The following is a 25843-nucleotide window of genomic DNA, read 5'->3' on the forward strand; positions in this document are numbered from 1 at the left end:
GATTTTAGCTGGCGTCATTTTTATGAATTGGATGCTCTCATGAGCAAAATGAAGAACGTCATTCTAAAGGTCTGCCTCATGGTTGGAAGTATCCTTGTGAGCGCATCCGCGCATGCTGAAAAGCCACAAGTCGGTTCCTTCGACATGCAGGCAAATGGCATCGACTATCGGATTTTCGTTGCGGCTCCCGCAGAAAAAGCACCTGCTGAAGGGTTTCCTGTCGTCTATATGACGGACGGCAATCGCATGCTGCCAATCACTGCAAAGCTTATGGAAAACAACCCTAAGCTCAATGCCGTTTTTGTTGGAATCGGCTATCCAACCGAAGACCAGAACGAAATCGTGCGCCTGCGCTATTTTGATCTGACACCGCCGACGCCTGATGATCTGATCCCCGTTCAAACGAATATTCCAAAGACCGGCGGACGAGATGCTTTTTTCGCATTCCTTGATAATCAGGTAAAAGCCGAGATTGAAGGTCGTTTTCCAATCGACCCAACCAAGCAGGCATTATTCGGCCACTCGCTTGGCGGCCTCTTCACGCTTTATGCGCTGTTCAATCATAGCGATTCATTTCAAACCTATGCCTCTGCCGACCCTTCGATCTGGTGGAATGGACGCTCCATTCTCGCCGATAAGGACAAGTTCGTAGAAGCATTTAAAGCAAATCCAAAACCCATTCGCCTGTTGATTGAAAATTCTGGAAAGCGCGGCGAGCGTCCGGGTCAGACCAAAGAAGATGTCGAGCGGCTCAAAATACTACGTGGCGGACCATCGGGCGCGGACATTCAAACAGAGTTGAAGCAGCTACCCGGCTTTGATGTTGCCTATCGTCGTTTCGATGATGAAAGCCATGGATCGATGATCCCACTGACCGTGGAAGATAGTTTGAAATTCATACTGCTCAATGAAGCGCCAAATGGCCAAAACAACTGAATATTGATCTTCCCGCTTTGACGGGAAGAAAACTGGACTATAAAGTACAGGATTGACGAAAGGATCGAACGCTATGCTGAAATTCAGCCGACATTTTTCCCGTCTGTTTGGCGCGGCACTTGTTGCGACAGCACTTGCCTCCGGCGCGCACGCGGCTGATGTCGCGGTAAAACACGCGCAGGGCGAGACAAAGATTGCAACCAATCCTGAAAAAGTCGTGGTGTTTGATTTTGCGACGCTCGACAACCTTGACCGTCTTGGCGTGAAAGTTATCGGCGTCCCCGGTAGCATCGCTTACCCGGAATATCTCAAGAAATATGACGGGGCTGATTATGAAAAAGTCGGCACATTGTTTGAACCCGATTATGAAGCTGTCAATGCAGCAGAACCGGATCTCATTATTGTGGGTGGCCGTTCGGCAGCGAAATATGGCGAACTCGCAAAAATCGCACCGACTATCGATCTGACTGTTCCAGCCAAGGAATTCATTTCCGGCAGCGAAGCCAATATCGAAAAGCTTGGCCAGATTTTTGGCAAGGAAACCGAAGCGAAGGCCGAAGTTGAAAAGCTAAACAGCGAACTCGCTGCACTAAACGAAAAAACAAAGGGCAAAGGCAAGGGCCTGATGATCCTGACTTCAGGCGGCAAGATCAGCGCCTATGGTCCGGGTTCGCGTTTCGGTGTGCTGCATGACAGCTTCGGTATCGAACCAGCAGCGCCTGATCTTTCCGTCGGCAATCACGGGCAGCCAGTGAGTTCAGAATTCATTCTGGAAACCAACCCGGATTGGCTTTTCGTACTTGATCGCGATGCCGCCATTGGACGTGAAGGCACCTCTGCCAAGCAATTGCTCGACAACGAACTCGTGCGCCAAACAAATGCCTGGAAGAACAATCAGGTCGTCTATCTCAACGGCCAGAACTGGTATCTCGTGGGCGGCGGTCTTGGCGCGCTGCACAGTACCATTCAACAACTTTCAGAAGCTTTTGATAAAGCTAAGTAATATCTTCTGACCCAGTCATGTCGGGCCGCATAAGTTGTGGCCCGATTTCATGGCAAGGCAAGAGAACGGGAATTCAGCGTGAAGGCACTCGCCGCAGCTATAATTGTTGTCGTCATACTGGCTTTTATCAGCCTGTTTATCGGCGTCAGCGATGTATCGCTTAGCACGCTGTTTGGCGCAAACAGCACCGACCGCGCGACCGAAGTGCTGTTAATCAGCCGCATACCCCGCACACTTGCGATCATCCTCGCTGGCATGTCCATGGCAGTTGCCGGAATGATCATGCAGATGCTCACCCGCAATCGTTTTGTCGAGCCTTCAACCGCAGGCACTGTTGAGTCGGCAAGCCTCGGTATTCTACTGGTTATCCTATTTGCCCCCGACACTCCGGTCTTTGGCAAGATGCTTGTGGCATCCGTCACAGCCCTTGCAGGCACAGCGCTTTTTCTGCGTATCCTGCGCAGTATTCCATTGCGTTCTGTTCTGGTGGTTCCGCTCGTCGGCATAATGCTGGGCGGCGTCATTAGCGCGGTCACAACTTTCATTGCCTATCGTTATGATCTGCTGCAAGCACTCAATTCATGGACAACAGGTGACTTTTCAGGCGTGCTGCGCGGACGTTATGAGCTGCTTTGGCTCTCATTCTTCCTGACCGTTATTGCCTATATTGCAGCTGATCGTTTCACAGTTGCTGGCATGGGCGAGGACTTCACCACAAATCTCGGTCTCAACTATCGCCGCGTGGTAACGCTCGGACTTGTAATCGTTTCGATGGTCAGCGCAAGCGTGGTTGTGACGGTTGGCATGATCCCGTTTCTGGGATTGATTGTGCCGAATGTGGTCAGCATGTTCATCGGCGATAATATGCGCCGCGCTGTTCCATGGGTGGCGGTATTGGGTGCCGGACTGGTACTCGCCTGCGATATTGTCGGGCGACTGATCCGCTTCCCCTATGAAATCCCAATCGGCACAATGATGGGTGTCGTTGGCAGCGCGTTGTTCCTTTATCTGCTATTACGCAAGGGGTCACGCATTGCTTAAACGTCCCGGCTTTGTCATCGCATTTCTTGCAGTCCTTACCCTTGCTTCCTGCGTTGCGTTCATGACACTAGGCGCAAAAGGCAGTTGGTCTTTCATCCTCACTTTCCGAGGCACAAAACTCGCTGCGATGATACTCGTGGCCTATTCAATCGCTGTCTCAACCGTTCTGTTTCAAACAGTCACCAACAACCGCATTCTCACGCCCTCCATCATGGGTTTTGATGCGCTTTATATTCTGATCCAGACATTCGCCGTCTTTGCCTTCGGTGCCATTCACATCAATGGAATAGGCCCAAATGCGCGTTTCTTTGCTGAAACCGCAATAATGGTGGTTTTTGCAAGTACGCTTTATGCATGGCTGTTTTCAGGTGCGGCGCGCAGCCTGCATCTTGTCATGCTCGTTGGCATTGTCTTCGGTGTTTTCTTCCGAAGCGCGTCAAACCTCATGCAGCGCATGATCGACCCGAACGAATTCGCGCTGCTACAAGATCGTTTCTTCGCAAGCTTCAATAGCGTCAACGCAGATATTCTGGTGCTGGCAGCAATCATCGTGGCGGTAGTCACGCTTTACGGCCTGCGTTTTCTCAATGTCTTCGATGTTTTATCGCTTGGACGTGATCCGGCTATCAATCTGGGTGTCGATCATAGCCGCGTTGTGCATCGCATTCTGCTGATCGTTACGATCCTTGTGTCGGTATCAACTGCGCTTGTCGGTCCCATCACTTTTTTCGGTCTGCTCGTCGCCAATCTCGCTTACATGATCGCGGGATCTTCCAAACACCGTATCGTTCTGCCCATCGCCGTTCTTTTGGCAATTTTGTGCATTGTCGGCGGACAAACTGTCCTTGAGCGTGTTTTCGCTTTCAACACCGCGCTTAGTGTCATCATCGAGTTTCTGGGCGGACTCGTCTTTATTATCCTTCTCGTCAGGGGGAACGCACGTTGATCGAAATAAGCCAAGTCAGCAAATCCTATGCAAATGCAGTCGTCGTTGATAATGTGACGCTACAATTGCCAGCACGCGGCATTACCTCAATCATTGGGCCAAATGGTGCGGGAAAATCGACGCTGCTTTCGATGGTCAGCCGTCTCTTGCCGATGGAAAAAGGCCGCGTGACTGTCGATGGGCTAGATGTTTCAACCACATCCGGCGATATTCTGGCAAAGCGCCTGTCGATCCTGCGGCAAGACAATGCGATTAATTCCCGCCTCACCGTGCGCGATCTGGTTACATTCGGCCGCTATCCGCATTCCAAAGGACGCCCAACACGCGAAGATCTCAACCATGTCGATCAGGCGATCGGCTATCTTGGTCTTGAGGAACTGGGTTCGCGCTTTCTCGATGAGCTTTCCGGTGGGCAACGCCAGCGTGCCTTTGTGGCAATGGTTCTTTGTCAGAATACGGATTATGTACTGCTGGACGAACCCCTCAACAATCTCGACATGAAACATTCAGCCTCAATGATGAAGCTGTTGCGACGCGCTGCAGATGAACTCGGCAAGACGGTCGTCCTCGTTCTGCACGACATCAATTTCGCCTCGTGCTATTCCAACCATATCGTTGCCATGCGCAAGGGTAAGGTCGTGCATCAGGGATCGCCGGAACAGCTCATTCAGCCGGACATTCTGCGCGATATTTACGAGATGGAGATTGCCGTCGAAATGATCGGCGGCAATCGTATTGGCATATATTATCTTTAATTATGCAACCGGCTCGCTCGGGAAAAGCTGCTGCAAAGCATCATAAGCCGAAAGAACAGTTTCCATCTGCGCTGTGTGGCCTTTTACAAAAGCTTCGCCGTAGATGGTTTCGTCTGGATATTCGGTAATCAATGTCAGCGGAACGGTGTGCCGATCATCAACACCAACCAGACATGGGAAGCCGTTGATAATACGGAAACCCGTTTCGCCCGCATGTTGTTCGAAAAGCTTGATCTGTGCATCGTTGTATTCAAGCAGACCATCGATCGCACCAAGATGCTTAGTCACATGATCCATAAGCTGTTCAGCTTCTTTCTCCCATGACGCGTGGTGACGTATAATCAGGAAGAAGCCCTTTGGCAGCGTCCACATCGCAAAGGAACGCGGCACATAACCCGACAGAGGGCGCGTCCATTCATGTGACGGATAACCATGCAGATTGACGTGAAGCTTCGCACTTGTAAGAGCCTCAGCCTCTACGCGGATGGCCTTTTCAAAGAGCCCTTCGCCTGTGCGATATTCCAGATCATCACCCAGAGCCGTGTAGCGAGACGCGTGATGCATATGATGTGGTTGCAAGACACACAAACGTTTGTGGATTTCATATCCGTCCGGGTTTTCCTGCGGCGAGATCGTGAAATGTCCGCCATCGCGCGCGGCAAGCCGTGTGGCTGCACGCAATGCACCAACGATACCTGTTGTTTCATTGGCGTGCTGCCCGGCGCTGATCATCATAGGCAGATCACTGCCCGAAACATAGGTCGCGCGCACGCTACGCCCCGCTCGCGTCTTGGCTTCAAAAGGCGAACCGCCAAGTTTAACAATCTCACGTCTGATCTGATCAGCGGATAGCGGAGCTTGTGCATTTTCCAGCACCTGCTCGGCAGTCAGCGCATCCGTTGTTTCAAGCGGACGCGTTTCCACTTTCACATATGGGTCGGCGTCACGGAAACGAACTTCCGGCACAATCTGCCCCGGCTGCAAACCGCGATCACCAACAGGCCGACCAGACTTTTTCTGAAAGACTTCGAGCAGCGAAAAATAAATGTCTTCATGCAGAGCTTCAGTAAGGCTCAGTGCTTCTTCATCAAAAGGAAGACGACGATCTGTAATTGGCAGGCTGACCGATATGTTCAGCTCTTCAAAATAGGGCTCGCCCCTACCCCAGTCATGAGTAGCTATAGTCGAGATCGTGTCATGAAACAGCTTTTCATAAGCTGTCTCAAACCGGGCATTTTCTACTTTGTCTTTGTGCTCGACAATCAGCCAGCCGGTTGGAGAAACAAGCGTTTCGCCGATGAAATCTACATGGACGCGATTGGGTGCGAAAACCCGATGATTTTCGTTCCGACCATCGGCAAATATAAGGTCGACTTCATAGAAGAAGTCATCCTTACCCGATGCGCTAAAGCTGATTTTTGCATCAGGCAGAAGCGCAGAAAGCGGATAGGTTTCGAGCAAAAATCGGTTTTCTACGCAATTGTCATGGCGCGGATAGAGAATTGTTGCGGCTTTGAGGGCTGCACCGTCCACTTCTTCAAGGAAGAAATGCAGAAGCGGCTTATAGGCCGAACGCAGACGCGCATTAATGCCCGCCTCGCGCAATTTCGTTTCAGCCGCAAAGCGACTTGGCTGATCATCGAACAGCCATGCTTCCACTTCAGCGCCGCGCATTTCCGGCTTTGAGAAACGTTCGATCAGGACATTGATTGAACGCGGATAGGTCTTTTCAAAAAGCACGCTCATCGCGATGTCCTACCGGTTGGATCGAGCGTGTCACGCAGCCAGTCACCCAGAAGATTAAGGCCAAGCACGGTGAAAAGAATAGCAAGGCCGGGGAAAAGGCTAACCCACCACGCAGTCTGGAGATATGTGCGGCCATCGGCCAGCATTCCACCCCAGCTCGGAATGGTTGAATCAATACCAAATCCAAGGAAGGTCAGGCTGGATTCAAGCAGGATATTGTTAGCGACATTCAGCGTCATCAAAACGATGACAGGACCAAGCAGATTTGGCAGCAAATGCTGCAAGATAATCCGCCAATCCTTCACGCCGATAGCACGCGCAGACAGAATAAACTCACGCTCACGCAGCGACAACACCGAGCCGCGTACCAGTCGGGCATATTGTACGCATTGCGAAACAATCAGCAGAATGATCGTATTGACCAGTCCACCGCCGAGGATGGCCATAAACGTAATCGCAAGCAAGATGAACGGCATGGCAAGCTGCACATCGACAAAGCGCATCAGCGCCATGTCCCAGAAGCCACGATAATAGCCCGCGACCAGTCCCATTGTGGTGCCGATGATGACCGAACCTACAACGGAGATGAAGCCCACAAATAGCGAAATCTTGCCGCCGATGATAACACGCGCGAGCACATCACGTCCGAGAGGATCAGTGCCAAAAATATGCGCTGGATTGACGAAAGGTGGTGTCAAACGTGCCAGTAGATCGATCTTATTTCCACCTGCTGGAAACAGGTAGCCTGAGAAAATCACCGCCAAACAAATAGTGCCAGTCAGCAGAAAGCCGACAACGAATTCCAGATTTGCAAAACGTGAAAGCGAGAGAGTTGATGTTTTAGTCGCCATTACTCTACTCCGTCCGAATGCGCGGATCGACAAGGCCATAAGCTATGTCTACCAGAAGATTGACGCCGATAATCAGCATCGACAGAATTGCGATTGTCGCCTGAAGAACAGGATAATCGCGTCCAGCAACAGCATCAAACGCCAGCGTTCCCATGCCCGGCCAGTTGAAAACGCGTTCAATTACCACAATGCCGCCGAGTAGACCACCAAACTGAAGGCCGATGAATGTAATCAGCGGAATGGCACAGTTGCGCAGTGCATGCTTGTAGAGCACTTTGTTTTCGCTCAAGCCTTTGGCGCGGGCGACCATGATATATTGCGATTGCAAGGTTTCGAGCATTGATGTGCGCACAAGACGAACATTGGTTGCCGTCAGAATGATGCCCATCGTCATGGCTGGCATAATGAAACTTGCAAAACCGCTCATGCCGCTTGGTGGTAGCCATTGCAGAGAAATACCAAACAGCAAAACAAGCATTGTGCCGAGCCAAAAGTTCGGAAAAGACAGGCCAACCAGCGAACAAATGCGAATAAGCTGATCGGCCCATTTGCCACGCGATACAGCCGCTTTAATGCCCAGCGGCACTGAAATCACGATGGATACAAACAGCGATGCAAAAGCCAGCATCAGCGTTGCAGGCAAGGCACTGCCAACCAGAACGGAAACGGGTGTCCCACCCAAAAAGCTGCGTCCAAGATTAAGCGTGAACAGGCCTTTGAGGAACTCCCAATATTGCACAAGGAAAGGCTGGTTCAGGCCCAATCCTTCGCGGATGCGCTCTAGATCGGCTTCTGTGATACTGCCCGCACCTTGCGTCAGCATCAGCGCCGGATCGCCCGTAAGCCGGATTGCATAGGATACAAGCATTGTCATGGCTATAAGCACAAACAACGCCTGCAAAATTCGTTTTATGAGAAATCCGGCCACCAGAGCGCCTCCGAAATGCGGTGGCAAGCCGATAAACGGCTTGCCACATTAGTCTTATCAATCAACAGTCACGTCGGTGAGACGCAGGCGGCTATCTGGAACCGGAACAAAGTTCTTCACGCGCTTGTTCACGCCAAAGATTGCCTTGAGGTTATAAAGCGGCATTTCCAGAGCACGGTCGGCTGCATAATGCGCGATTTCCTGAAGCAGCTTTTCGCGCTCGCTACGATCAAGAACCGAACGCTGAGCTCCGAGCATCTTGTCGAGCTTTTCGTCCTTGTCATATGGGTTCCACTTTTCGCCCGAATGATACATCGAGTAAGCCGTGTTATCGTAATCAAGCGTCCAGCCACCCCATGACTGCTGGAACATCGCGCCGGTCTTGCCCTGCGGGATGATGTCGTTGAGCAGAACATTGGTGTCATAAGGCTTGATGGTCGCATTGATGCCAACCATCTGCAGGAAGGAAGCGACAGCCTGTGCGACTTCATTGAAGGTCGCTTCATTGCCGCGAACATCGATCTGTACTTCTGCGCCCGGCTGAACGCCAGCTTCTTCAAGCAGCTTCTTCGCCTGTTCAGGATCGTAAGGCAGCGGCTTCATTTCAGGATCAAAGCCAAACGAAAGCGAACCCTGGAAGCTTGCGATCTGCTCTGCCTGACCAGCGAGGATCGACTGAATGATCGCATCACGATCAACCGCCATGATCAGTGCCTTGCGCACGCGCTCATCCTTGGTAATGCCGTCGCGCGTGTTGAAGCGAAGCGCATAAACAGTTGGACCAGCGGTCGTGACGAGTTCGAGCTTTGGATCGGCTTCAATCGTCGGGATCATGCCGATTGGAATGGTCGGCGGAATGACGAGATCAACGCGACCAGCCTGAAGTTCGGCAACGGCTGTCGAAGGTTCAGTGATAAAGCGATATTCAAGCTCTGAAAGCTTCGGTGCGCCACCCCAATGATCAGCAAAAGCTTCGAGCTTGATGTTGACCTTTGGCTCATAGGACACAAACTTGAACGGGCCAGTACCGACTGGATGCGTGTTGAAATAATCATCACCCTTTTCGGTGATGTATTTCGGCGGAACGATCATCGCGCCATAAGCGGCAAGCTTGGTGATCAGAACCGGATCAGCAGCCTTCAGATGAAAATCAACGGTCTTTTCGTCGATGATTTCAACTTTGTCGATTGCGATATAGTTCGAACGCTGCGGACCTTTTGCGCCTTCATCTCCAAGCAGACGATCAAAGGTAAACTTCACGGCTTCGGCATTAAATGGCTCGCCATCGTGGAACTTCACACCTTCACGCAGAGTGAAGCGAATGCGCTTGCCGTCATCCAGCTCTTCCCATGACGTCGCAAGGCCGGGAACGATTTTCAGATCAGGACCGCGATAAACCAGACCGTCGAAAATATTGGTGCCGACAGATGCCCAATTGACGAGGAACGTATCAATCGGATCCCAGCTTCCGGGATCCTGCGGCGACGAAACGGTAAGCTTTCCAGCGGCGAAAGCTGGAGCCGACGCAATCACAGCCGCCGACAGAGCGGAAGCCAGAAAAGCGGCTTTCAGTGCTTTCTTTATCATTATTTTCCCCTTTGGGTTCGTTGAAGCATTTCCAGCAAAAGTGTTAAGCGGTTTTGCGTTGGACCATGCGATGAAAAGATGGTGCAAGAATTCAAGCGCTTTCGGCGACGAAATGGCCTGATGAAATCTCGCGATAGTTATAGATGGTCGGCTTGTCATCGATGCGACGGGTCGTGCTTGGAATTTCGCCTTCGAGCGCTGCGCGCTCGGTACGGGCCGAAGGATCGGCGATCGGCACGGCAGACAACAGGCGCTGCGTGTAAGGATGCGATGGCGTTTCAAACACCTGCCGACGCGAGCCAAGTTCCATGATTTGGCCAAGATAAAGCACCGCAACGCGATGGCTCATCTTTTCAACCACAGCCATGTCATGGCTGATGAAGAGATAGGCTAAGCCCTGCTCCTTCTGAAGGTCCATAAACAGGTTGATCACCTGCGCCTGAATCGACACATCAAGCGCTGACAAAGCTTCATCAGCGATAATCAGTTTCGGTTTTGAAGCAAGCGCGCGTGCAATGCAGATACGCTGGCGCTGTCCACCCGAAAACTCATGCGGATAGCGCGATGCATGTTCCGGGCCAAGACCAACGCGCTCTAGCAGTTCTGCCACGCGTGCATTGATCGCCTTGTTATTGTCGAGAAGACCATGCGTGCGGATTGGCTCTGCAATGGAAAAGCCGACAGTCTTGCGCGGATCGAGTGATGCAAACGGGTCCTGGAAAATATACTGCACTTCGCGACGCATCGCGTAGCGCTCTGGAGAACTCATCTGCGAATAGGCTTTGCCATTGAAGCGAATATCGCCTGCTAATGGCGATTGAAGCTGCTGGATTGTGCGTCCAATGGTCGATTTGCCCGAACCGGATTCACCAACCAGCGCCAGCGTTTCACCCGGATAAATGTCGAAAGCGACCTTAGAGACCGCATTGCATACATGAGTGACTTTGCCAAAAATGTTCTTCTTGATCGGAAAGCGCACATACAGATCATCAACGGCAAGAAGCGGCTTTTCACCGTAACGTGCGGTATCCTGAATGCGTTCTTCACCCGTTAAAACAGGCACGCCATCGCGCATCATCATAACCGGCATCCGTTTTGGGAACGCCTCGCCCGTCATGCTGCCGAGCTTTGGAACTGCCGACAAAAGCGTTTGTGTGTAAGGGTGCTGCGGCGCTTCAAAGATACGGCCTACCGGGCCTTCTTCGACCTTTTTACCCTTCCACATCACGACAACATCGTCAGCCATTTCAGCCACCACGCCCATATCGTGCGTGATGAAAATGACCGCCATTTCAAGCTCTTTCTGCAAGTCCTTGATGATGTGCAGAACCTGTGCCTGAATTGTGACATCAAGGGCCGTTGTTGGCTCGTCAGCAATGAGTAGTTTAGGACGGCAAGCCAGTGCCATAGCAATCATCACGCGCTGGCGCATACCACCAGAAAGCTGGTGCGGATAACGCTTAAGCAGGCCTTCGGCATCCGGCAAACGCACCATTTCCAGCAGGCGTTTCCCCTCAGTCAGAGCCGCACTCTTCGACATACCTTCATGCAGCATCAGCACTTCAGAAAGCTGGTTGCCAATGGTGAAAACCGGATTGAGCGATGTCATCGGCTCCTGAAAGATCATCGCAATGTCTTTACCGCGAATACCGCGCATGGCTCTCTGATCCGCTTTCAGAAGATCGCGCTCGCCTTTAGGACCATTAAACAAAATGCGACCATTGGGGAATTTTGCGCCACTCATATCAGCAAGGCGCATAATCGAAAGCGAGGTAATCGACTTTCCTGAGCCGGATTCACCGACAACTGCCAGCGTGCGGCCAGCAGAAACAGAGAAATTCAGATCATCAACAACGCGATTGCTGCCGAATTCAACACTCAGACCCTCAACCGTCAGCAGAGGCTTGGACACAGTTCCGCTCAAACTCGTAACTCTCTTATAGTGTTATGGCAGACCGCGTGGCCTGATTGAATGCACCGGACATGAAGCGCAGCAATGCGGCAACTTCCGAAAGGGTTTCTTCTGAAGGGCGGGCATTGGCGGTCGATTCGACCAATAACCGCTCACGAATCTCGCGATAACGCGCACAAGCTTCTGCGCCCTTTTCGGTGATTTTGACCGTCTTTTCCTTGGACGCCTTACCAGTGGTCAAAAGCCCGGCTTTTTCCAACTTGCGGATGGCGTAGGTGGCGATATGCGTATCTTCGATATCAAGCACCAGACAGATATCAGCCAGCTTCTTTTCACGCCCACGATGCCGGATTGAATGAAGGATCAAAACTTCGATTGGCGAAAGCCCCGGCAAACCGGCAGCTGCCATGCAGCGAACCATCCAGCGTGAGAATGCATGGGAAGCGAGAATAAGGCCATATTCCACCTCGGAAAGACCAGGCGAACCGCCTTCTGCAAGGTGCGAAGAAGATACAATAGGGCCAAGAGATGCGACAGAACGTAAATGCTTAGGCAACGAGACTTCATCAAAGCCCAACGACTGCATATCCGCTGGCGCTTCCGCCATCAGCTCGCCATCTCTGTTATTCCCCATATAAGCTGCTCCCTTTTTCTTATTTGTTTTATGTCATCATCTTATCGACATTTTGTCAATAAAGTGGTGTCGTATTTTCTGAAATGCCGATAATTAGATAAATAGGTGATAGTTGAGAGCGCTATTCGGCCTCGATCTCAGCTGCGTCACGGCGATTTTTAGAACAGAAAATCGCAGTTTCAGGCTATTTGGATTCAGATTGCTCAAATTACAATAAAAACAAAAATATATTCCGATAAGTATCCAAAAGCGGTGATTTTCGACGCATCATTAGAAAATAATTCCTGTATTTTAATTTCATCGAATATTTTTACAGGTGACCTTACAAATGAAGTTCGCAAAAATCCTCGCTACAGTCGGCGTTCTCCAGGCAGCTCTTCTCTCGACCGCGCTTGCGGGCGATAACCTTGAAGCCATTAAATCGGCTGGCGTTCTCAAGATCGGCACTGAAGGCACCTATGCGCCATTCACCTTCCACGACAAGGACAACAAGCTCGTTGGTTTTGACGTGGAAATCGGCGAAGCCGTTGCTCAGAAGCTCGGCGTGAAGCCTGAATTCGTTGAAGGCAAGTGGGATGGTCTCATTGCTGGCCTCGATGCCAATCGTTATGATGCCGTGATCAATCAGGTCGGCATTACCGAAGAGCGCCAGAAGAAGTTCAACTTCTCAAACCCTTACATCGTTTCCAAGGTCGTTCTGATCGTCAATGACAAGAACGATACCATTAAGGACTTCGCCGACCTGAAGGGTGTAAAAGCCGCTCAGTCGCTCACCAGCAATTATGGTAAGCTTGCAACCGAAGCCGGTGCAGAACTCGTTGCAACAGACGGTTTTGATCAGTCGGTCCAGCTTGTTCTGACAGGCCGTGCTGATGCGACGCTCAATGACAGCCTTTCTTTCCTCGACTTCAAGAAACAGCAGCCGAAAGCTCCTGTAAAAGTCGTTGCAGAAAAGGAAAACGCCACGGCTTCCGGCATTATCGTGCGCAAAGGTGATGACGAGCTCGTAGCGGCTATCAACAAGGCGCTTGATGAAGTCAAAGCTGATGGAACCTATGACAAGATTTCTCAGAAATACTTCGGTCAGGACGTTTCGAAGTAAGCTCTGGATAGTGTCTTCAAAGAAAGCCGGAACCAGTTTCCGGCTTTCTTTCATTGTGTATATGTTATTTCCTGAGAATTGAGTGTTCAGGTCCTATCCCAGCTAAGGAATTTGAGACGTGCCCGATTGGCTTCAACTCATGGCGGATTCCCTGCCCACCCTACTTTGGGCCGGGCTTAAGTTCACCATCCCACTGACGATACTTTCGTTCATTTTCGGCCTATCGCTCGGATTGCTTACAGCGTTGGTGCGCTTGTTTGCGCCGGTCTGGGTATCGCTGATTGCGCGGTTCTACGTCTGGATTTTCCGCGGCACACCAATGCTGGTACAGCTGTTTGTGATCTTCTACGGTCTTCCAAGCGCAGGTATTTATCTCGACGCCTTTACGGCAGCCGTTATCGGCTTTTCGCTGAATGTTGGTGCTTATAGTTCGGAAGTTATCCGCGCCGTAATTTCTGCAGTTCCGAAAGGTCAGTGGGAAGCAGCCTATTCCATTGGCATGAGCTGGCGTCAGGCACTAACCCGCACCATCCTGCCACAGGCAACACGCACTGCCGTTCCGCCGCTGTCTAATACATTCATCTCGCTGGTGAAAGACACATCACTTGCTGCAGCAATCACCGTGCCAGAACTGTTTCAGTCGGCACAACGCATTGTTGCCACCACCTATGAACCGCTGGTGCTTTATATTGAGGCAGCGCTCATCTATCTGGCGCTCAGCACGATCCTGTCCAATCTTCAGGCACGACTGGAAAAGCGTTTCAAACGCTATGGTGGAACGCTGGAGACAAACTCATGATTGAGCTGAAAGATATCGTCAAAAGCTTCGACGAGGTTGTGATCCTCAATGGCATCAACGTGAAAATTGCCGAAGGAACAGTCACAGCACTTGTCGGCCCATCAGGCGGCGGCAAGAGTACACTGCTGCGCTGCATCAACTTGCTCGAAGTCCCAACGTCCGGCACGCTAACGCTTGGCGGTCAGAGCTTAACGTTTGATCCCGACCGCAAACCAAGCTGGCAGGCGATCCAGTCTATTCGCCGTCAAACGGGTATGGTATTTCAGAATTTTCAGCTTTTCCCGCATCAGACAGCCATTCAAAATGTTATGGAGAGTCTGATAACGGTCCTGAAATGGCCAAAGGAAAAGGCAAAAGAACGCGCCATGGAGCTGCTTGTAAAAGTAGGCATGGCACATAAGGCCGACGCCTGGCCTGCAACGCTTTCTGGCGGGCAGCAACAGCGTATTGCAATTGCACGTGCCCTAGCGCCCTCACCGCGTGTTCTGCTTTGTGATGAGCCAACATCTGCACTCGATCCAGAATTGGCATCGGAAGTTGTGGACGTGTTGAGCAAGCTTGCAAAGGAAGGTACGACGATGGTCATTGCCACGCATGACCTGCGCCTTGCTTCAAAGATTGCGCAAAATGTCGTGTTCTTGGAAGCCGGCAATATTGTCGAAACTGGCACTGCGCATGATGTGTTCGTCACGCCAGCGCGCGAACGGACCAAGCAGTTCGTGGCGACAATCAATGCCGCGCACAGCTACGACATTTGAGACCTGAAAGTCATTTCTGATTCTGATAATGGGGCTTTTGCAGACAGCAGGAGCCCCTATTCATATTAGCCCTATCAGATTCATGCGTCCTTTTATCAATTTTCCCACGACTGGTCCCTGCCTGCCCCTTGGTAAATGCCCAAAGCGCTGCTACATTAAGGGCAACGTAAAAATTGAAGCGCATTGCTTGCGTCCTTTACAGGTTCGCGCGGCGCCATAAGGATAAGAACCTTGAAAAACCCCGAGGAGCGCCCCGCAGCAACGGCGCAACAAGGGGCGTCCGGCGGACAAACGGGCAACCAACAGGCTCGGAATCCGTCCGAGAACGGCAAGCGCAAACCGCGCAAGCAAGCCGTTCCAGAAGTCGGCAAGGCAGCAAAAGCCCCCGATTCAGGACGCTCAGACACTGAAAACAAAGGCTCTCAAAGCCAGCGCAAGCGTGCGCGCCGTCGCAACCGTGGCAAATCCCCCGGTGGCTCTGACGTGCGTGGCCAAAAGCCAACAATTGCTGAAATACCGAATCCAGATACTAAATCCGCAGATGGAAAGCCCGGCGGTAAAATATCGAATCGCCGCAGGCGTGCCCGCAAAAAGAAGCAGGCTCGCCAGCAAGGAAGTGCGCCTGTAGCTTCAGACAATGTTACAAAGCTGCAAAATCCCACTGCCCGTTTGGAGCCAGCGGGCAACGCATCACCGCAGGTAAAACGCCATTCGACCAATACGCAAAGCGTTCGCAGCCATGCGCCGCATGAAGCACCGCTCTATGCAGCGCTCGATCTGGGGACCAATAATTGCCGCTTGTTGATTGCTTCACCAACACGCCCCGGGCAGTTTCGTGTTGTGGATGCTTTCTCGCGCATCGTGCGGCTTGGTGAAGGCCTAAGTTCAACCGGACGGTTGAGCGAGCACGCGATGCAGCGTGCTATTGAAGCTTTGAAGATTTGTCACGACAAGCTTGAATCTCGTAAAATCAAGCGTTCACGTTTGATTGCGACTGAGGCTTGCCGCTCTGCCGCGAATGGCGAAGAGTTTCTCGAGCGCGTTCGCACAGAAACCGGGCTCGAACTTGAAATCGTTGACCGTCAGACAGAAGCCCGCCTTGCTGTATCGGGCTGCGGAACGCTGGTTACACGGGAAACCGATGCGGTCGTGCTGTTTGATATTGGTGGCGGCTCATCAGAAATCGCGTTGATCGATGTGACGCAGCGCCGCTCACCGCGACTTGCTGAGCATATTATGGCTTGGACCTCCCTGCCCGTTGGCGTTGTCACGCTTGCCGAACGTTTCGGTGGCCGCAATGTCACGCAGGAAAGCTTCGATGCCATGGTTGGCCATGTCACAGACCTGCTTTCCGGTTTTGCAGAACGCAACTGTCTTGGAAACCTCACGGCAAGCTCGCGCTTCCATCTGTTAGGCACATCTGGAACAGTGACAACACTTGCTGGCATCCATCTTGGACTTGAACGCTATGATCGGCGGCGCGTCGATGGTATGTGGATGGGATCAGAGGACGTGACGCAGATGACGCAACGTCTGCTGTCATGGGATTTTGAGGCCCGCGTTGCCAATCCCTGCATTGGAGCCGATCGTGCTGATCTGGTGCTTGCAGGTTGTGCTATTCTTGATGCCATACGCAATGTGTGGCCGAGTGAAAAACTTCTCGTTGCCGATCGCGGATTGCGCGAAGGCATATTGACCGAACTCATGTCGCGTGATGGTGCCTGGCGCCACAACCGCGCGCCAACCGTCAAAGCTGGCGGCAAAACCGACTTAAGAAACAGGCACTAAGATGAGCAAAGCAGGCGGAAACAAGAGCGGCACCAAAACCGGCGGACGCGGCGGTGCAGGAACCAGCAATCTTCGCGTTCGCGTGAAGAAAAAAGCCGGAACGATCAAGGAATCGTCGCGCCGGTGGCTACTGCGCCACCTGAATGACCCCTATGTTCACCAATCGAAGAAGGATGGCTATCGTTCGCGTGCAGCTTATAAGCTAATCGAAATCAATGATCGCTATAACCTTCTAAAAAAGGGTCAGAAGATCATCGATCTGGGTGCTGCACCCGGCGGCTGGTCGCAAATCGCTGCTAAGATTGTTGGCTCAACAGACGAGAATCCGCAGATTGTCGGCATCGATTATCTGCATGTTGATCCGCTTCCCGGCGTTATTCTGCTGGAAATGGACTTTCTCGACGATGAAGCCCCTGCAAAACTGATGGAAGCGCTTGGCGACAAGCCTGATCTGGTGATTTCAGATATGGCAGCACCAACGACTGGCCATCGCCGCACGGACCACTTGCGCACCGTGCATCTTTGCGAAGTTGCGGCTGATTTTGCGGTATCAGTTCTCAAGCCCGGTGGCCACTTCCTGACAAAGACATTTCAGGGTGGCACTGAAAATGAACTGCTTGCGATGCTCAAACAGAAATTCAAATCTGTGCATCACATCAAGCCGCCCGCATCGCGTGCAGAATCCGTCGAGCTTTATTTGCTCGCACGTGACTTCAAAGGCTAAAAACGACCATCAAGGCGGCTTTCAAAGCCGCCTTTTTATTTGCCATTAGACAGACCTGCTTCTTCCAAAGCCGCAGCATCATTGCTCTTACGCTTAAACTTTGCAGAGCTTGAAAGCTCGTGGCCTGCATCCGGTGCCAGTCGTGCAAACCAGAAAATTGCCGTTGCCGATACTAACGCCACCACGAAGAATCCAATATGGAAATCTGCCAGCTGTAACGGTGCGCGCCGAACCGCCGTGCTCAATTCGAGAATGCCACCCGCCAGCGCCACACCAAGCGCGATTGAGACCTGTTGCGCGACCGCGGTAATTGGCGTCGCCTGACTTGTCTTGGCATCAGGAATTTCGGCAAAGGCCAGAGCATTCACTCCAGTGAAGAACAGCGAGCGGAAAAATCCACCGATCAGCAAGAAACCGATAATGACACCATAAGGTGTATCCGGAAAAAATAGCCCATTGGCTGCAATAAAACCGGCTGAGATCAGCGATCCATACATCAGTGTGCGGCGGAAACCGAACAGGTTGAACACCTGCCTCGCACCGAACTTCATGCTGATCGCACCAATTGCCGAAACGAACGTCATCATACCGGACTGGAACGGCGTCATGCCGAAGCCGAGCTGAAACATCAAAGGCAGCAGAAACGGAATTGCGCCAATACCCAACCGGAAAACACTGCCACCAAAAACAGCGGCGCGGAAAACCTGATTTTCGAATAGTTTCAGATTAAGCAGCGGATCAGTCACGCGTCGCGCATGAAGGATATAAAGAACAGCGCAAGTCAAGCCGAGAGCCACGACGACAATGCCAATGACTGGCGGCAGTGCGGGCAGACTAACAACCGACAAGCCAAACACGACGCCCGACATCGCAACACCGGACAGGACAAATCCCGGCCAATCAAGCGGCTTTAGAATACGCTCATCGGTATCCGGTAGAAAGCGGGTTGCAAACCAAATGCCAAGAAGACCAATCGGCACATTGATGAGGAATATCCAGTGCCACGAAAAGAAGGTGGTAATAAACCCACCGACCGGCGGGCCAACCAATGGCCCGACCATCGCGGGTATGGTTAGCCATGCCATCGCTGACACAAGTTCACTTCGAGGCGTCGAGCGGATCAACACCAAACGCCCGACGGGCGTCATCATCGCACCGCCCATACCCTGCAAGAAACGCGCAACAACAAAAGCAGTCAACGAGTTCGAAGCCGCACAAGCAACAGACCCCACCACAAACACAGCGATCGCTGCACGAAATACATTCTTGGCACCGAATCGGTCCGCCATCCAGCCGCTTACCGGAATAAAAACCGCAAGCGAGACGAGATATGCAGTCAGTGCGAGTTTTAAGGCAATCGGGCTGGTGCCAATGTCAGCGGCAATTGCAGGTAGCGATGTTGAGATGACATTGGAATCCATCTGCTCCATGAAAAGAGCAATGGCCAGCACGAGAGGAACGATGCGGTTCACGGTAAAAATCCGAATAAAAGCAGCAAATTACAATTAGCTTCAATGTCGTTATACGCCGCTCTCTATGTAACGCGCACGGATTATTTGCCAGCCCGTTTAACGTCACAATACGGTTACCAGTCGGAAACACGACCTCGATGGCCGGAATACAACGCATTTCTCACGCGACGTTACAATCGTTCACATTTGTGAGAAATGGGTTGCGCCACTCGTAACAGGCTGTTACATTTCGTTATGTTCTCGAGCTTTAGAATCCGATGCAACAGCGTCGAGGTTCAAGGAGGTAGAAAATGAATGACATTACTAGAACCGCACTCGTCTATGGAATGATGATCGTTTCACTGAACACGGCGCTGGCGATTGGTCTTCTTGGCTTAGACTTCCTGCGTTAAGTGCGAGACCCTAACAGTTTGATTTTGCCCTCCAGGCAAGCATGAAAAAGAGCGCTCCTATCTTATTGGGAGCGCTCTTTTCATTTTGTTTTCAACGAATACGTTCCTGGCTTTTTGGATCGAAAAACACAGCTTTGTCGAGATTGAAAGCAAGGCGTGAGCGTTGCCCAGCGACAATGCGTGCATCAGCACGCAAACGCGCGACGACCTGTTTACCGCCAATCCGTGTCACTGCGAATGTGTCGGATCCGGCAGGCTCCACCACATCAATCAGACAATCACCTTCGATAACAGATTGCGCATTACGATCCGCTCCATCGGGGTCGGTGAGAGCTTCGGGACGAATGCCAAAAGTAATATCCTGGCCGATATGGTCACTGAGTCCCTTCGGCGCATTAAGGAGCGGAAGTCTCAAAGCCTCGCCCTCCGCCTGCGCAAGAACGATAACAACATCTGCTCCATTCTTTTCAACGCCTGCGCTGAGAAGATTCATGGCTGGCGAACCCATAAAATCGGCCACAAACATATTGGCGGGATTGTTATAGATTTCCGCTGGGGTGCCAAATTGCTGCAAGATGCCATCTTTCAGAACAGCAATTTTTGTTGCCAGAGTCATTGCTTCAATCTGATCATGGGTCACATAAACGATTGTTGTCTTCATGCGATGATGCAGCCGTTTGATTTCAGTGCGCATATCCACACGCAACTTGGCATCAAGATTGGACAGCGGTTCGTCAAACAAAAACACCTGCGGATTGCGAACCAACGCGCGCCCCATCGCAACACGCTGACGCTGACCGCCCGAAAGTTGGCTCGGCTTGCGATCTAGAAGATGGCCGATCTGAAGAATATCAGCAACTTCCTGAATAGCCTTATCGCGCTCAGGCTTTGGCACTTTGCGAATTTCCATGCCGAAAGCGATATTTCCGCCAACTGTCATATTCGGATAAAGTGCATAGGACTGAAACACCATCGCAATATCGCGCTGCGAAGGATGCAGACCTGATACAGACCGCCCCTTAATCGAAATATCCCCGGATGTAATTGGCTCGAGTCCGGCAATGGTATTGAGCAATGTAGACTTCCCACACCCAGACGGCCCGACCAGCACCAGAAAGCCGCCCTCCTCAATCTCGATATTGATGTCTTTGAGGACCGGGACGCTGCCGTAGGATTTATAGAGATCTGTAATTTTGAGAAATGACATGTGAAGCTTATCCCTTAACGGCACCGGACATCAGACCGCGCACGAAGTAGCGCCCGGAAACGATGTAAACAATCAGCGTTGGCAACGCGGCCAGAATGGCAGCTGCGAAGTGAACATTATATTCCTTAACGCCTGTGGAAGAGGAAACGAGGTTGTTAAGCGCAACCGTCATCGGCGTTGAGTTTGCACCCGAGAAAGAAGCGCCGAAAAGGAAGTCGTTCCAGATATTTGTGAACTGCCAGATGACCGACACAACGATGATCGGGCCAGATGATGGAAGCAAAATACGGGTGAAAATCTGTAAAAAGCTTGCACCATCAATCTGTGCGGCGCGCACAAGTTCAGTCGGAAACGCTTCGTAATAATTTCGGAAATAAAGGGTCGTGAATCCGATACCATAGACAACATGCACAAGGATCAGCCCCCAGATTGTACCGGCAATGCCAAGCATACCAAGAACACGGGCCATTGGGATCAGCACGATCTGAAACGGGATAAAGCACGAAAGCAGCAACAGGCCAAAGAAGACATTCGATCCGCGAAAGCGCCACTTCGTCAGCACATATCCGTTCAACGCGCCGATAATTGTTGAGATGAAAACTGCTGGCACAACCATCAGGATCGAGTTGATAAAGAATGGCTTGAGGCCAGTTGGCTGCACGCCAATCTGTGCTGTGGACCATGCCGAAAGCCATGGCTCGATGGTCCATTGCTGTGGCAGACTGAGCATGCCGCCTTGGCGAATTTCATCCAATGGCTTGAATGAATTTACCAACATCACATAGAGCGGCAGCAGGTAATAGATCGCAAATAGCAGCAACGCAGAATAGATCAAAGCGCGTGTCAGCTTGCCGCTATTGATTGCATTTTCCTGGGTCTGAGCACTCATGAGCGCGACCCTCCGCGAATTTCCGAATAGAGATAGGGGATGATAATCGAGAATATCATGACAAGCATGATGATCGCGGAAGAGGCACCGATACCCATCTGATTGCGCGTGAAAGTGTAGGAATACATGAAGGTCGCAGGCAGTTCGGTCGCCTGCCCCGGCCCGCCGCCGGTCAAGGCAACTACAAGATCATAAGCCTTGATCGCGAGATGTGCCAATACCACAAAAGCCGACAAGAATACCGGACGCATCAAAGGAATAATGATGCGGCGGTAAATCGTGCTGGTGGAAGCACCATCGATTTGCGCCGCTTTGATGATTTCATTGTCTACGCCACGCAACCCCGCAAGGAACATCGCCATAACGAAACCAGACGACTGCCAAACAGCTGCAATGACAAGGCAATAAATTGCCATTGTGTTGCTCTTGATCCAGTTAAACGTAAATCCTTCCCAGCCCCAAACACGCATTGTATGTTCAAGGCCGATACCTGGATCGAGAAACCACTTCCACGCGGTCCCTGTCACGATGAACGAAAGCGCCATCGGATAAAGATAAATCGGGCGCAAAAAGCCTTCACCGCGGATTTTTTGGTCAAGCAAAATAGCCAGAAACAAGCCGATAACCGAACAGATGATAATGTAAAGCGATGCGAAAATCGCAAGATTGGTGACAGCGCGCCACCAATGCGGTAACGCCCAAAGCTTTTCATAATTCGAAAGCCCGACAAAGCCATATGACGGCAACATTCGGCTGTTTGTGACGGACAGAACGCCGGTGTAAATGATAAATCCATATACAAATACAAGGACAATCAAGAAGCTCGGTGCCAGAACCAGCTTAGGCACCAGTTCCTGTAGTCGGCTGTTACGCTTCATGTGTGCGTCACCCATTTCTGCACGCGCATCCGGCTGCCGTTCAATCGCGGCGCTCTTGATGCGGGCTATTGTTTTAACGGCATTGTTGTCTGCCGCTCACTGTACTGAAAATATTTATTGATAACGGCTGATGTGAGCGCCCGGAACCTCTTCCGGGCGCAAACACTCTACTTACTTCGCGCCCTCAACGGCGGTAACCAGTTCCTTAACCGCATCTTCTGACGAAAGCTGGCCATTGAACTGACGGGTCACAACGTCATAAATCGCGTTCTTGACGGAAGCTGGATTTGCATAACCATGCGCCATGGAGCCGAGCATGGTGCCCTTGTCCGCTGCTTCCTTCACATCGGCGATCGCCTTCTTACCGCAAGCGTCAAAAGCGGTATCTGGCACATCGGTACGTGCAGGAGCAGAGCCCTTGACTACGTTAAAGGCCGACTGGAATGCCGGGCTTTCGATAGCAGAAGCCATTTCAAGCTGTGCTGGCACCTTGTCATCAGCAACCTTGAACATCGCGAACATATCGGAGTTGAAGGTTACCGCTCCTTGGGTTTCCGGGTAGCGCATGCAAACGAAATCTTCGCCCGGCTTTTTACCAGCTTTCACGAATTCGCCCTTAGCCCAATCACCCATAAACTGAACGCCAGCCTTGCCTTCAATGACCATTGCTGAAGCGAGGTTCCAGTCACGACCAGAGAAGTTATCATCCACATAGGAACGCAGCTTGGTCATGCGGTCGAACGCCTGCTTCATCGTATCGCTGCCGAGCGCTTCCGGGTCGAGATCGATAAAGGCTTTTTTGTAGAAGTCCGGACCAAAGGAAAGGACGACCGCATCAAAAATCGTTGCGTCCTGCCATGGTTGACCGCCATGAGCGATTGGGGTGATGCCCTGTTCTTTGAAATTATCGAGAAGAGCAACCAGTTCATCCCAGTTGGTTGGCTCTTTGCCGCCAGCTTTGTCGAGAGCAGCCTTGTTGATCCACATCCAGTTGGTGGAGTGGATGTTTACAGGTGCGGCAATCCAGTGGCCATCATACTTGGCAAAATCCTGCAAAGGTGCTGGTATAACCTTATCCCAGCCTTCCTTGCCTGCAATCTCATCAAGATTACCGAGCGAACCCTGTTCAGACCAGTCGCGGATGTCGAAACCGAGCATCTGCACGGCGGTCGGAGCATTGCCAGCTGTAACGCGGGCGCGAAGAACAGTCATCGCTTCTGTTCCGCCACCGCCTGCAACTGGCATGTCTGTCCAGCTGATCCCCTTAGCTTCCAAGTCCTTCTTGAGAACATCAAGTGCTGCGGCCTCACCGCCAGCGGTCCACCAATGCAGAACCTCCACGTTCTGTTTGTCCTGCGCATTTGCAACAGGCGCCATTGTGGCAAGCATTGCACACGCAGCCGTACCCATGGCGGCCATTTTAAAATATTTATGCATATGTCTACCTCCCGTAGAACTCTACAAAATAAAATCTAGCCAGATGCGTAGGGCGATCTCACCCAAAGCATCCTTAAGAGCATTCAACCTGCTTTGAGACCTCCATCCCAATCATTCTACCGCAGCTCCACCTGCGATTGACAACGTTGTCTTTTTTAGTTGAAAGTCTTCACTTCAGACAAGATGTGCGCCTAGAATAGGCCGAGAAACCTGATCTGTGTCAATACGGTTAGCTCACGGACGCTCAAAGTCTGCCACGCTAAATCGAAAAATCCATCCAAAAAACAGAACAATTTGAGCATCTTAGTGCGCAAAAAAATATTTCTTGCAGCGATATATTACGGGGTAGCGGATATCTGAAAAATTCAACGCTCATCCAGTTCCAGATCAGTATAAATTTCCCGTGAAGTCACTAGACATCAGCCAAAGGAATGCCTAGTTTCCGTTCAATCGCACAATGGTGTGCGAGTTTGTTCTCGGGGCGGGGTGAAACTCCCCACCGGCGGTATGAAGAGCGATCTTCGAGCCCGCGAGCGCCTTAAATAAAAGGTCATTTCGACCGTTCATTTAAGGGTCAGCAGATCCGGTGAGATGCCGGAGCCGACGGTTAAAGTCCGGATGGAAGAGAGTGAAAGAACGTTCGGCTGTGCCTTAACGGGCGCTGGCATTCGTTCCTTTGTGCGCCCTGATTCTAGTTTCTTGAGGAACCTATGAACCAGAGCTATCCGAACAAGACATCCTTCAAAATCGCCTTCATTCAGGCGCGCTGGCACGCAGATATTGTCGACGAAGCACGTAAGAGCTTCATTGCCGAACTGGCTGCCAAAACGGGCACAAACGTGGAAGTTGAAGTCTTCGACGTTCCCGGCGCTTATGAAATTCCGCTTCATGCCAAGACGCTCGCAAAGACAGGCCGTTATGCGGCGATCGTTGGCGCGGCTTTCGTTATTGACGGCGGCATTTATCGTCATGATTTCGTGGCTACTGCCGTTATTAACGGCATGATGCAGGTGCAGCTTGAAACCGAAGTTCCGGTGCTCAGCGTGTCACTCACGCCGCATCATTACCACGACAGCAAAGAGCATCATGACTTCTTCTTCAACCATTTCAAGGTGAAGGGCGTGGAAGCTGCACATGCTGCATTGCAGATTGTCAGCGAACGCGCACGCATTGAAGCACTTGTATAATCTTAATTTAGCTGGCCTTACATTTGTAGGGCCAGCTATTCTGTAATGATGCGTTCGGGGTGCGTATAGACGTCAAAATCGTCGCCGCGAACAAGCGCCACAAGTGTGAGATTGGCTTCTTCCGCAGTGCGGATTGCCAGAGCCGTTGGCGCAGAAATTGCGGCCAGCAATGGCGCACCAAGAATAACGGCTTTTTGTACCATCTCAACTGAAACACGGCTCGTGAGTACGACCAGACCACTGGCTGCGAGCCTGTTTTCATGCGCCAGTGCACCAATAAGTTTGTCGAACGCATTATGTCGACCAACATCTTCACGAACCATGACAAGCCCCTGATCTGGCACGTAAAAACCTGCACCATGCACCGCATGTGTCAGCGCATTCAAACGCTGCGCATTACCAAGCGCGTCCATAGCTGCTGTTATTGATGCTGCTTTAAACCGAATGTTACCTGGCCCTATCTGCGTGAGCGGGCGAATGGCCTGATCGATAGAATCGATCCCGCACAAACCACAGCCCACAGGCCCTGCCATAAACCTACGTCGGGCAACGAGCATATCGTTACGCTTCGTGACAAGCCGCATCTGAATATCGATGCCCCTTTCAAACACCTCAATATTCAGATCTTCGATTTCAGAGATATGGCTTATGATGCCTTCCGTAAGACTGAAACCTAAAGCAAAGTCTTGAAGATCAGCAGGTGTCGCCATCATAACGGCATGGGTCGTACCGTTATAACTCATAGCGATGGGTACTTCCTCCGGAACTTCGCGCGAACTCTCGTGATAACCATCGTAACGACGAGTAAGGCGAGGCAAGTTCTGGCTGGTCTCGTACGTAATCATTTATCCTGCAACTCACAGATGCATAA

Annotated in this window: 23 protein-coding genes and 1 riboswitch; of the genes, 11 read left to right on the top strand and 12 right to left on the bottom strand. The window is 51.5% G+C overall.

Annotation, left to right across the window (positions count from 1 at the left end):
- Positions 1–39: 39 nt before the first annotated feature.
- The 5 genes from ACOZHT_RS15630 to ACOZHT_RS15650 all read left to right on the top strand — a co-directional run bounded on the left by ACOZHT_RS15630 (position 40) and on the right by ACOZHT_RS15650 (position 4681).
- Positions 40–936, top strand: a complete 897-nt coding sequence (locus tag ACOZHT_RS15630) for an alpha/beta hydrolase (protein ID WP_339512716.1) — start codon at positions 40–42, stop codon at positions 934–936.
- Between the two features lie 73 nt (positions 937–1009).
- Positions 1010–1939: a siderophore ABC transporter substrate-binding protein gene (locus ACOZHT_RS15635; protein WP_339512714.1), complete on the top strand. Its 930-nt coding sequence runs from the start codon at positions 1010–1012 to the stop codon at positions 1937–1939.
- Between the two features lie 78 nt (positions 1940–2017).
- The gene (locus ACOZHT_RS15640; RefSeq protein ID WP_339512712.1) at positions 2018–2980 is read left to right on the top strand and encodes an ABC transporter permease; all 963 of its coding nucleotides are present in this window, start codon (positions 2018–2020) and stop codon (positions 2978–2980) included.
- A complete protein-coding gene (locus ACOZHT_RS15645) occupies positions 2973–3926 on the top strand; it encodes an iron chelate uptake ABC transporter family permease subunit (protein ID WP_339512710.1) in 954 nt (317 codons plus the stop codon). The genes ACOZHT_RS15640 and ACOZHT_RS15645 overlap by 8 nt, the downstream gene beginning before the upstream one ends.
- Positions 3923–4681 carry an ABC transporter ATP-binding protein gene (locus ACOZHT_RS15650; protein WP_339512708.1) on the top strand — a complete coding sequence of 253 codons (759 nt, stop codon included), beginning with the start codon at positions 3923–3925 and terminating at the stop codon, positions 4679–4681. The genes ACOZHT_RS15645 and ACOZHT_RS15650 overlap by 4 nt, the downstream gene beginning before the upstream one ends.
- Here ACOZHT_RS15650 and ACOZHT_RS15655 read toward each other — a convergent pair whose 3' ends face one another.
- From ACOZHT_RS15655 to ACOZHT_RS15680, 6 genes are all read right to left on the bottom strand, one after another.
- Positions 4682–6427: a peptidase M14 gene (locus tag ACOZHT_RS15655; RefSeq protein WP_339512706.1), complete on the bottom strand. Its 1746-nt coding sequence runs from the start codon at positions 6425–6427 to the stop codon at positions 4682–4684.
- Positions 6424–7278: an ABC transporter permease gene (locus ACOZHT_RS15660; RefSeq protein ID WP_339512704.1), complete on the bottom strand. Its 855-nt coding sequence runs from the start codon at positions 7276–7278 to the stop codon at positions 6424–6426. The genes ACOZHT_RS15655 and ACOZHT_RS15660 overlap by 4 nt, the downstream gene beginning before the upstream one ends.
- A 4-nt stretch (positions 7279–7282) precedes the next feature.
- Positions 7283–8206, bottom strand: a complete 924-nt coding sequence (locus tag ACOZHT_RS15665; protein ID WP_339512702.1) for an ABC transporter permease — start codon at positions 8204–8206, stop codon at positions 7283–7285.
- A gap of 57 nt (positions 8207–8263) precedes the next feature.
- The gene (locus tag ACOZHT_RS15670; RefSeq protein WP_339512700.1) at positions 8264–9793 is read right to left on the bottom strand and encodes an ABC transporter substrate-binding protein; all 1530 of its coding nucleotides are present in this window, start codon (positions 9791–9793) and stop codon (positions 8264–8266) included.
- A 91-nt stretch (positions 9794–9884) separates the two neighbouring features.
- Positions 9885–11705 carry a dipeptide ABC transporter ATP-binding protein gene (locus ACOZHT_RS15675; RefSeq protein ID WP_421565972.1) on the bottom strand — a complete coding sequence of 607 codons (1821 nt, stop codon included), beginning with the start codon at positions 11703–11705 and terminating at the stop codon, positions 9885–9887.
- A gap of 25 nt (positions 11706–11730) precedes the next feature.
- Entirely contained in the window at positions 11731–12339 is a 609-nt protein-coding gene (locus tag ACOZHT_RS15680) for a winged helix DNA-binding protein (protein WP_339512697.1), read from the bottom strand.
- 328 nt (positions 12340–12667) lie between these two features.
- Here ACOZHT_RS15680 and ACOZHT_RS15685 point away from each other — a divergent pair, with 328 nt between their 5' ends.
- The 5 genes from ACOZHT_RS15685 to ACOZHT_RS15705 all read left to right on the top strand — a co-directional run bounded on the left by ACOZHT_RS15685 (position 12668) and on the right by ACOZHT_RS15705 (position 17510).
- Positions 12668–13441: an amino acid ABC transporter substrate-binding protein gene (locus ACOZHT_RS15685; RefSeq protein WP_339512695.1), complete on the top strand. Its 774-nt coding sequence runs from the start codon at positions 12668–12670 to the stop codon at positions 13439–13441.
- Positions 13442–13559: 118 nt separating this feature from the next.
- Complete coding sequence (locus ACOZHT_RS15690; RefSeq protein WP_339512693.1) at positions 13560–14240, top strand: amino acid ABC transporter permease; 681 nt, start codon at positions 13560–13562, stop codon at positions 14238–14240.
- Positions 14237–14998: an amino acid ABC transporter ATP-binding protein gene (locus ACOZHT_RS15695; protein WP_339512691.1), complete on the top strand. Its 762-nt coding sequence runs from the start codon at positions 14237–14239 to the stop codon at positions 14996–14998. Before ACOZHT_RS15690 ends, ACOZHT_RS15695 begins: the two co-directional genes overlap by 4 nt.
- Positions 14999–15229: 231 nt before the next feature.
- Positions 15230–16786: a Ppx/GppA phosphatase family protein gene (locus ACOZHT_RS15700; protein WP_339512689.1), complete on the top strand. Its 1557-nt coding sequence runs from the start codon at positions 15230–15232 to the stop codon at positions 16784–16786.
- Position 16787: 1 nt separating this feature from the next.
- On the top strand, positions 16788–17510 hold the full coding sequence (locus tag ACOZHT_RS15705) for an RlmE family RNA methyltransferase (protein ID WP_339512687.1): 723 nt from the start codon (positions 16788–16790) through the stop codon (positions 17508–17510).
- Between the two features lie 35 nt (positions 17511–17545).
- On the opposite strand, the gene ACOZHT_RS15710 is transcribed toward ACOZHT_RS15705, so the two are convergent.
- The 5 genes from ACOZHT_RS15710 to ACOZHT_RS15730 form a co-directional block, all read right to left on the bottom strand.
- Entirely contained in the window at positions 17546–18982 is a 1437-nt protein-coding gene (locus ACOZHT_RS15710) for an MFS transporter (protein WP_339512685.1), read from the bottom strand.
- 483 nt (positions 18983–19465) lie between these two features.
- The gene (locus tag ACOZHT_RS15715) at positions 19466–20581 is read right to left on the bottom strand and encodes a sn-glycerol-3-phosphate ABC transporter ATP-binding protein UgpC (RefSeq protein WP_339512683.1); all 1116 of its coding nucleotides are present in this window, start codon (positions 20579–20581) and stop codon (positions 19466–19468) included.
- A gap of 7 nt (positions 20582–20588) precedes the next feature.
- Complete coding sequence (locus ACOZHT_RS15720; RefSeq protein WP_339512681.1) at positions 20589–21470, bottom strand: carbohydrate ABC transporter permease; 882 nt, start codon at positions 21468–21470, stop codon at positions 20589–20591.
- Complete coding sequence (locus ACOZHT_RS15725) at positions 21467–22348, bottom strand: sugar ABC transporter permease (protein ID WP_339512679.1); 882 nt, start codon at positions 22346–22348, stop codon at positions 21467–21469. Before ACOZHT_RS15725 ends, ACOZHT_RS15720 begins: the two co-directional genes overlap by 4 nt.
- Positions 22349–22519: 171 nt before the next feature.
- Positions 22520–23785: an ABC transporter substrate-binding protein gene (locus ACOZHT_RS15730; RefSeq protein ID WP_339512677.1), complete on the bottom strand. Its 1266-nt coding sequence runs from the start codon at positions 23783–23785 to the stop codon at positions 22520–22522.
- Between the two features lie 468 nt (positions 23786–24253).
- A riboswitch (FMN riboswitch) is annotated at positions 24254–24419 on the top strand.
- A 76-nt stretch (positions 24420–24495) separates the two neighbouring features.
- On the opposite strand from ACOZHT_RS15730, the gene ACOZHT_RS15735 reads away from it, so the two are divergent.
- Entirely contained in the window at positions 24496–24972 is a 477-nt protein-coding gene (locus tag ACOZHT_RS15735) for a 6,7-dimethyl-8-ribityllumazine synthase (protein WP_134152197.1), read from the top strand.
- A gap of 35 nt (positions 24973–25007) precedes the next feature.
- Here the strand turns inward: ACOZHT_RS15735 and fdhD are convergent, their stop codons facing one another.
- The gene (gene fdhD, locus ACOZHT_RS15740) at positions 25008–25817 is read right to left on the bottom strand and encodes a formate dehydrogenase accessory sulfurtransferase FdhD (protein ID WP_339512673.1); all 810 of its coding nucleotides are present in this window, start codon (positions 25815–25817) and stop codon (positions 25008–25010) included.
- Positions 25818–25843 lie beyond the last annotated feature (26 nt).

Origin of the sequence: Ochrobactrum sp. EDr1-4 (genome assembly GCF_049199085.1) — a bacterium.
Lineage (GTDB): Bacteria > Pseudomonadota > Alphaproteobacteria > Rhizobiales > Rhizobiaceae > Brucella.

What these genes read in the sequence shown, in the direction of transcription:
- ACOZHT_RS15630 (WP_339512716.1), top strand. Translation starts at nt 40, where the DNA reads ATGAGCAAAATGAAGAACGTCATTCTAAAGGTCTGCCTCATGGTTGGA.
- ACOZHT_RS15635 (WP_339512714.1), top strand. Translation starts at nt 1,010, where the DNA reads ATGCTGAAATTCAGCCGACATTTTTCCCGTCTGTTTGGCGCGGCACTT.
- ACOZHT_RS15655 (WP_339512706.1), bottom strand. Translation starts at nt 6,427, where the DNA reads ATGAGCGTGCTTTTTGAAAAGACCTATCCGCGTTCAATCAATGTCCTG.
- ACOZHT_RS15660 (WP_339512704.1), bottom strand. Translation starts at nt 7,278, where the DNA reads ATGGCGACTAAAACATCAACTCTCTCGCTTTCACGTTTTGCAAATCTG.
- ACOZHT_RS15670 (WP_339512700.1), bottom strand. Translation starts at nt 9,793, where the DNA reads ATGATAAAGAAAGCACTGAAAGCCGCTTTTCTGGCTTCCGCTCTGTCG.
- ACOZHT_RS15680 (WP_339512697.1), bottom strand. Translation starts at nt 12,339, where the DNA reads ATGGGGAATAACAGAGATGGCGAGCTGATGGCGGAAGCGCCAGCGGAT.
- ACOZHT_RS15685 (WP_339512695.1), top strand. Translation starts at nt 12,668, where the DNA reads ATGAAGTTCGCAAAAATCCTCGCTACAGTCGGCGTTCTCCAGGCAGCT.
- ACOZHT_RS15695 (WP_339512691.1), top strand. Translation starts at nt 14,237, where the DNA reads ATGATTGAGCTGAAAGATATCGTCAAAAGCTTCGACGAGGTTGTGATC.
- ACOZHT_RS15705 (WP_339512687.1), top strand. Translation starts at nt 16,788, where the DNA reads ATGAGCAAAGCAGGCGGAAACAAGAGCGGCACCAAAACCGGCGGACGC.
- ACOZHT_RS15715 (WP_339512683.1), bottom strand. Translation starts at nt 20,581, where the DNA reads ATGTCATTTCTCAAAATTACAGATCTCTATAAATCCTACGGCAGCGTC.
- ACOZHT_RS15720 (WP_339512681.1), bottom strand. Translation starts at nt 21,470, where the DNA reads ATGAGTGCTCAGACCCAGGAAAATGCAATCAATAGCGGCAAGCTGACA.
- ACOZHT_RS15725 (WP_339512679.1), bottom strand. Translation starts at nt 22,348, where the DNA reads ATGAAGCGTAACAGCCGACTACAGGAACTGGTGCCTAAGCTGGTTCTG.
- ACOZHT_RS15730 (WP_339512677.1), bottom strand. Translation starts at nt 23,785, where the DNA reads ATGCATAAATATTTTAAAATGGCCGCCATGGGTACGGCTGCGTGTGCA.
- ACOZHT_RS15735 (WP_134152197.1), top strand. Translation starts at nt 24,496, where the DNA reads ATGAACCAGAGCTATCCGAACAAGACATCCTTCAAAATCGCCTTCATT.
- fdhD (WP_339512673.1), bottom strand. Translation starts at nt 25,817, where the DNA reads ATGATTACGTACGAGACCAGCCAGAACTTGCCTCGCCTTACTCGTCGT.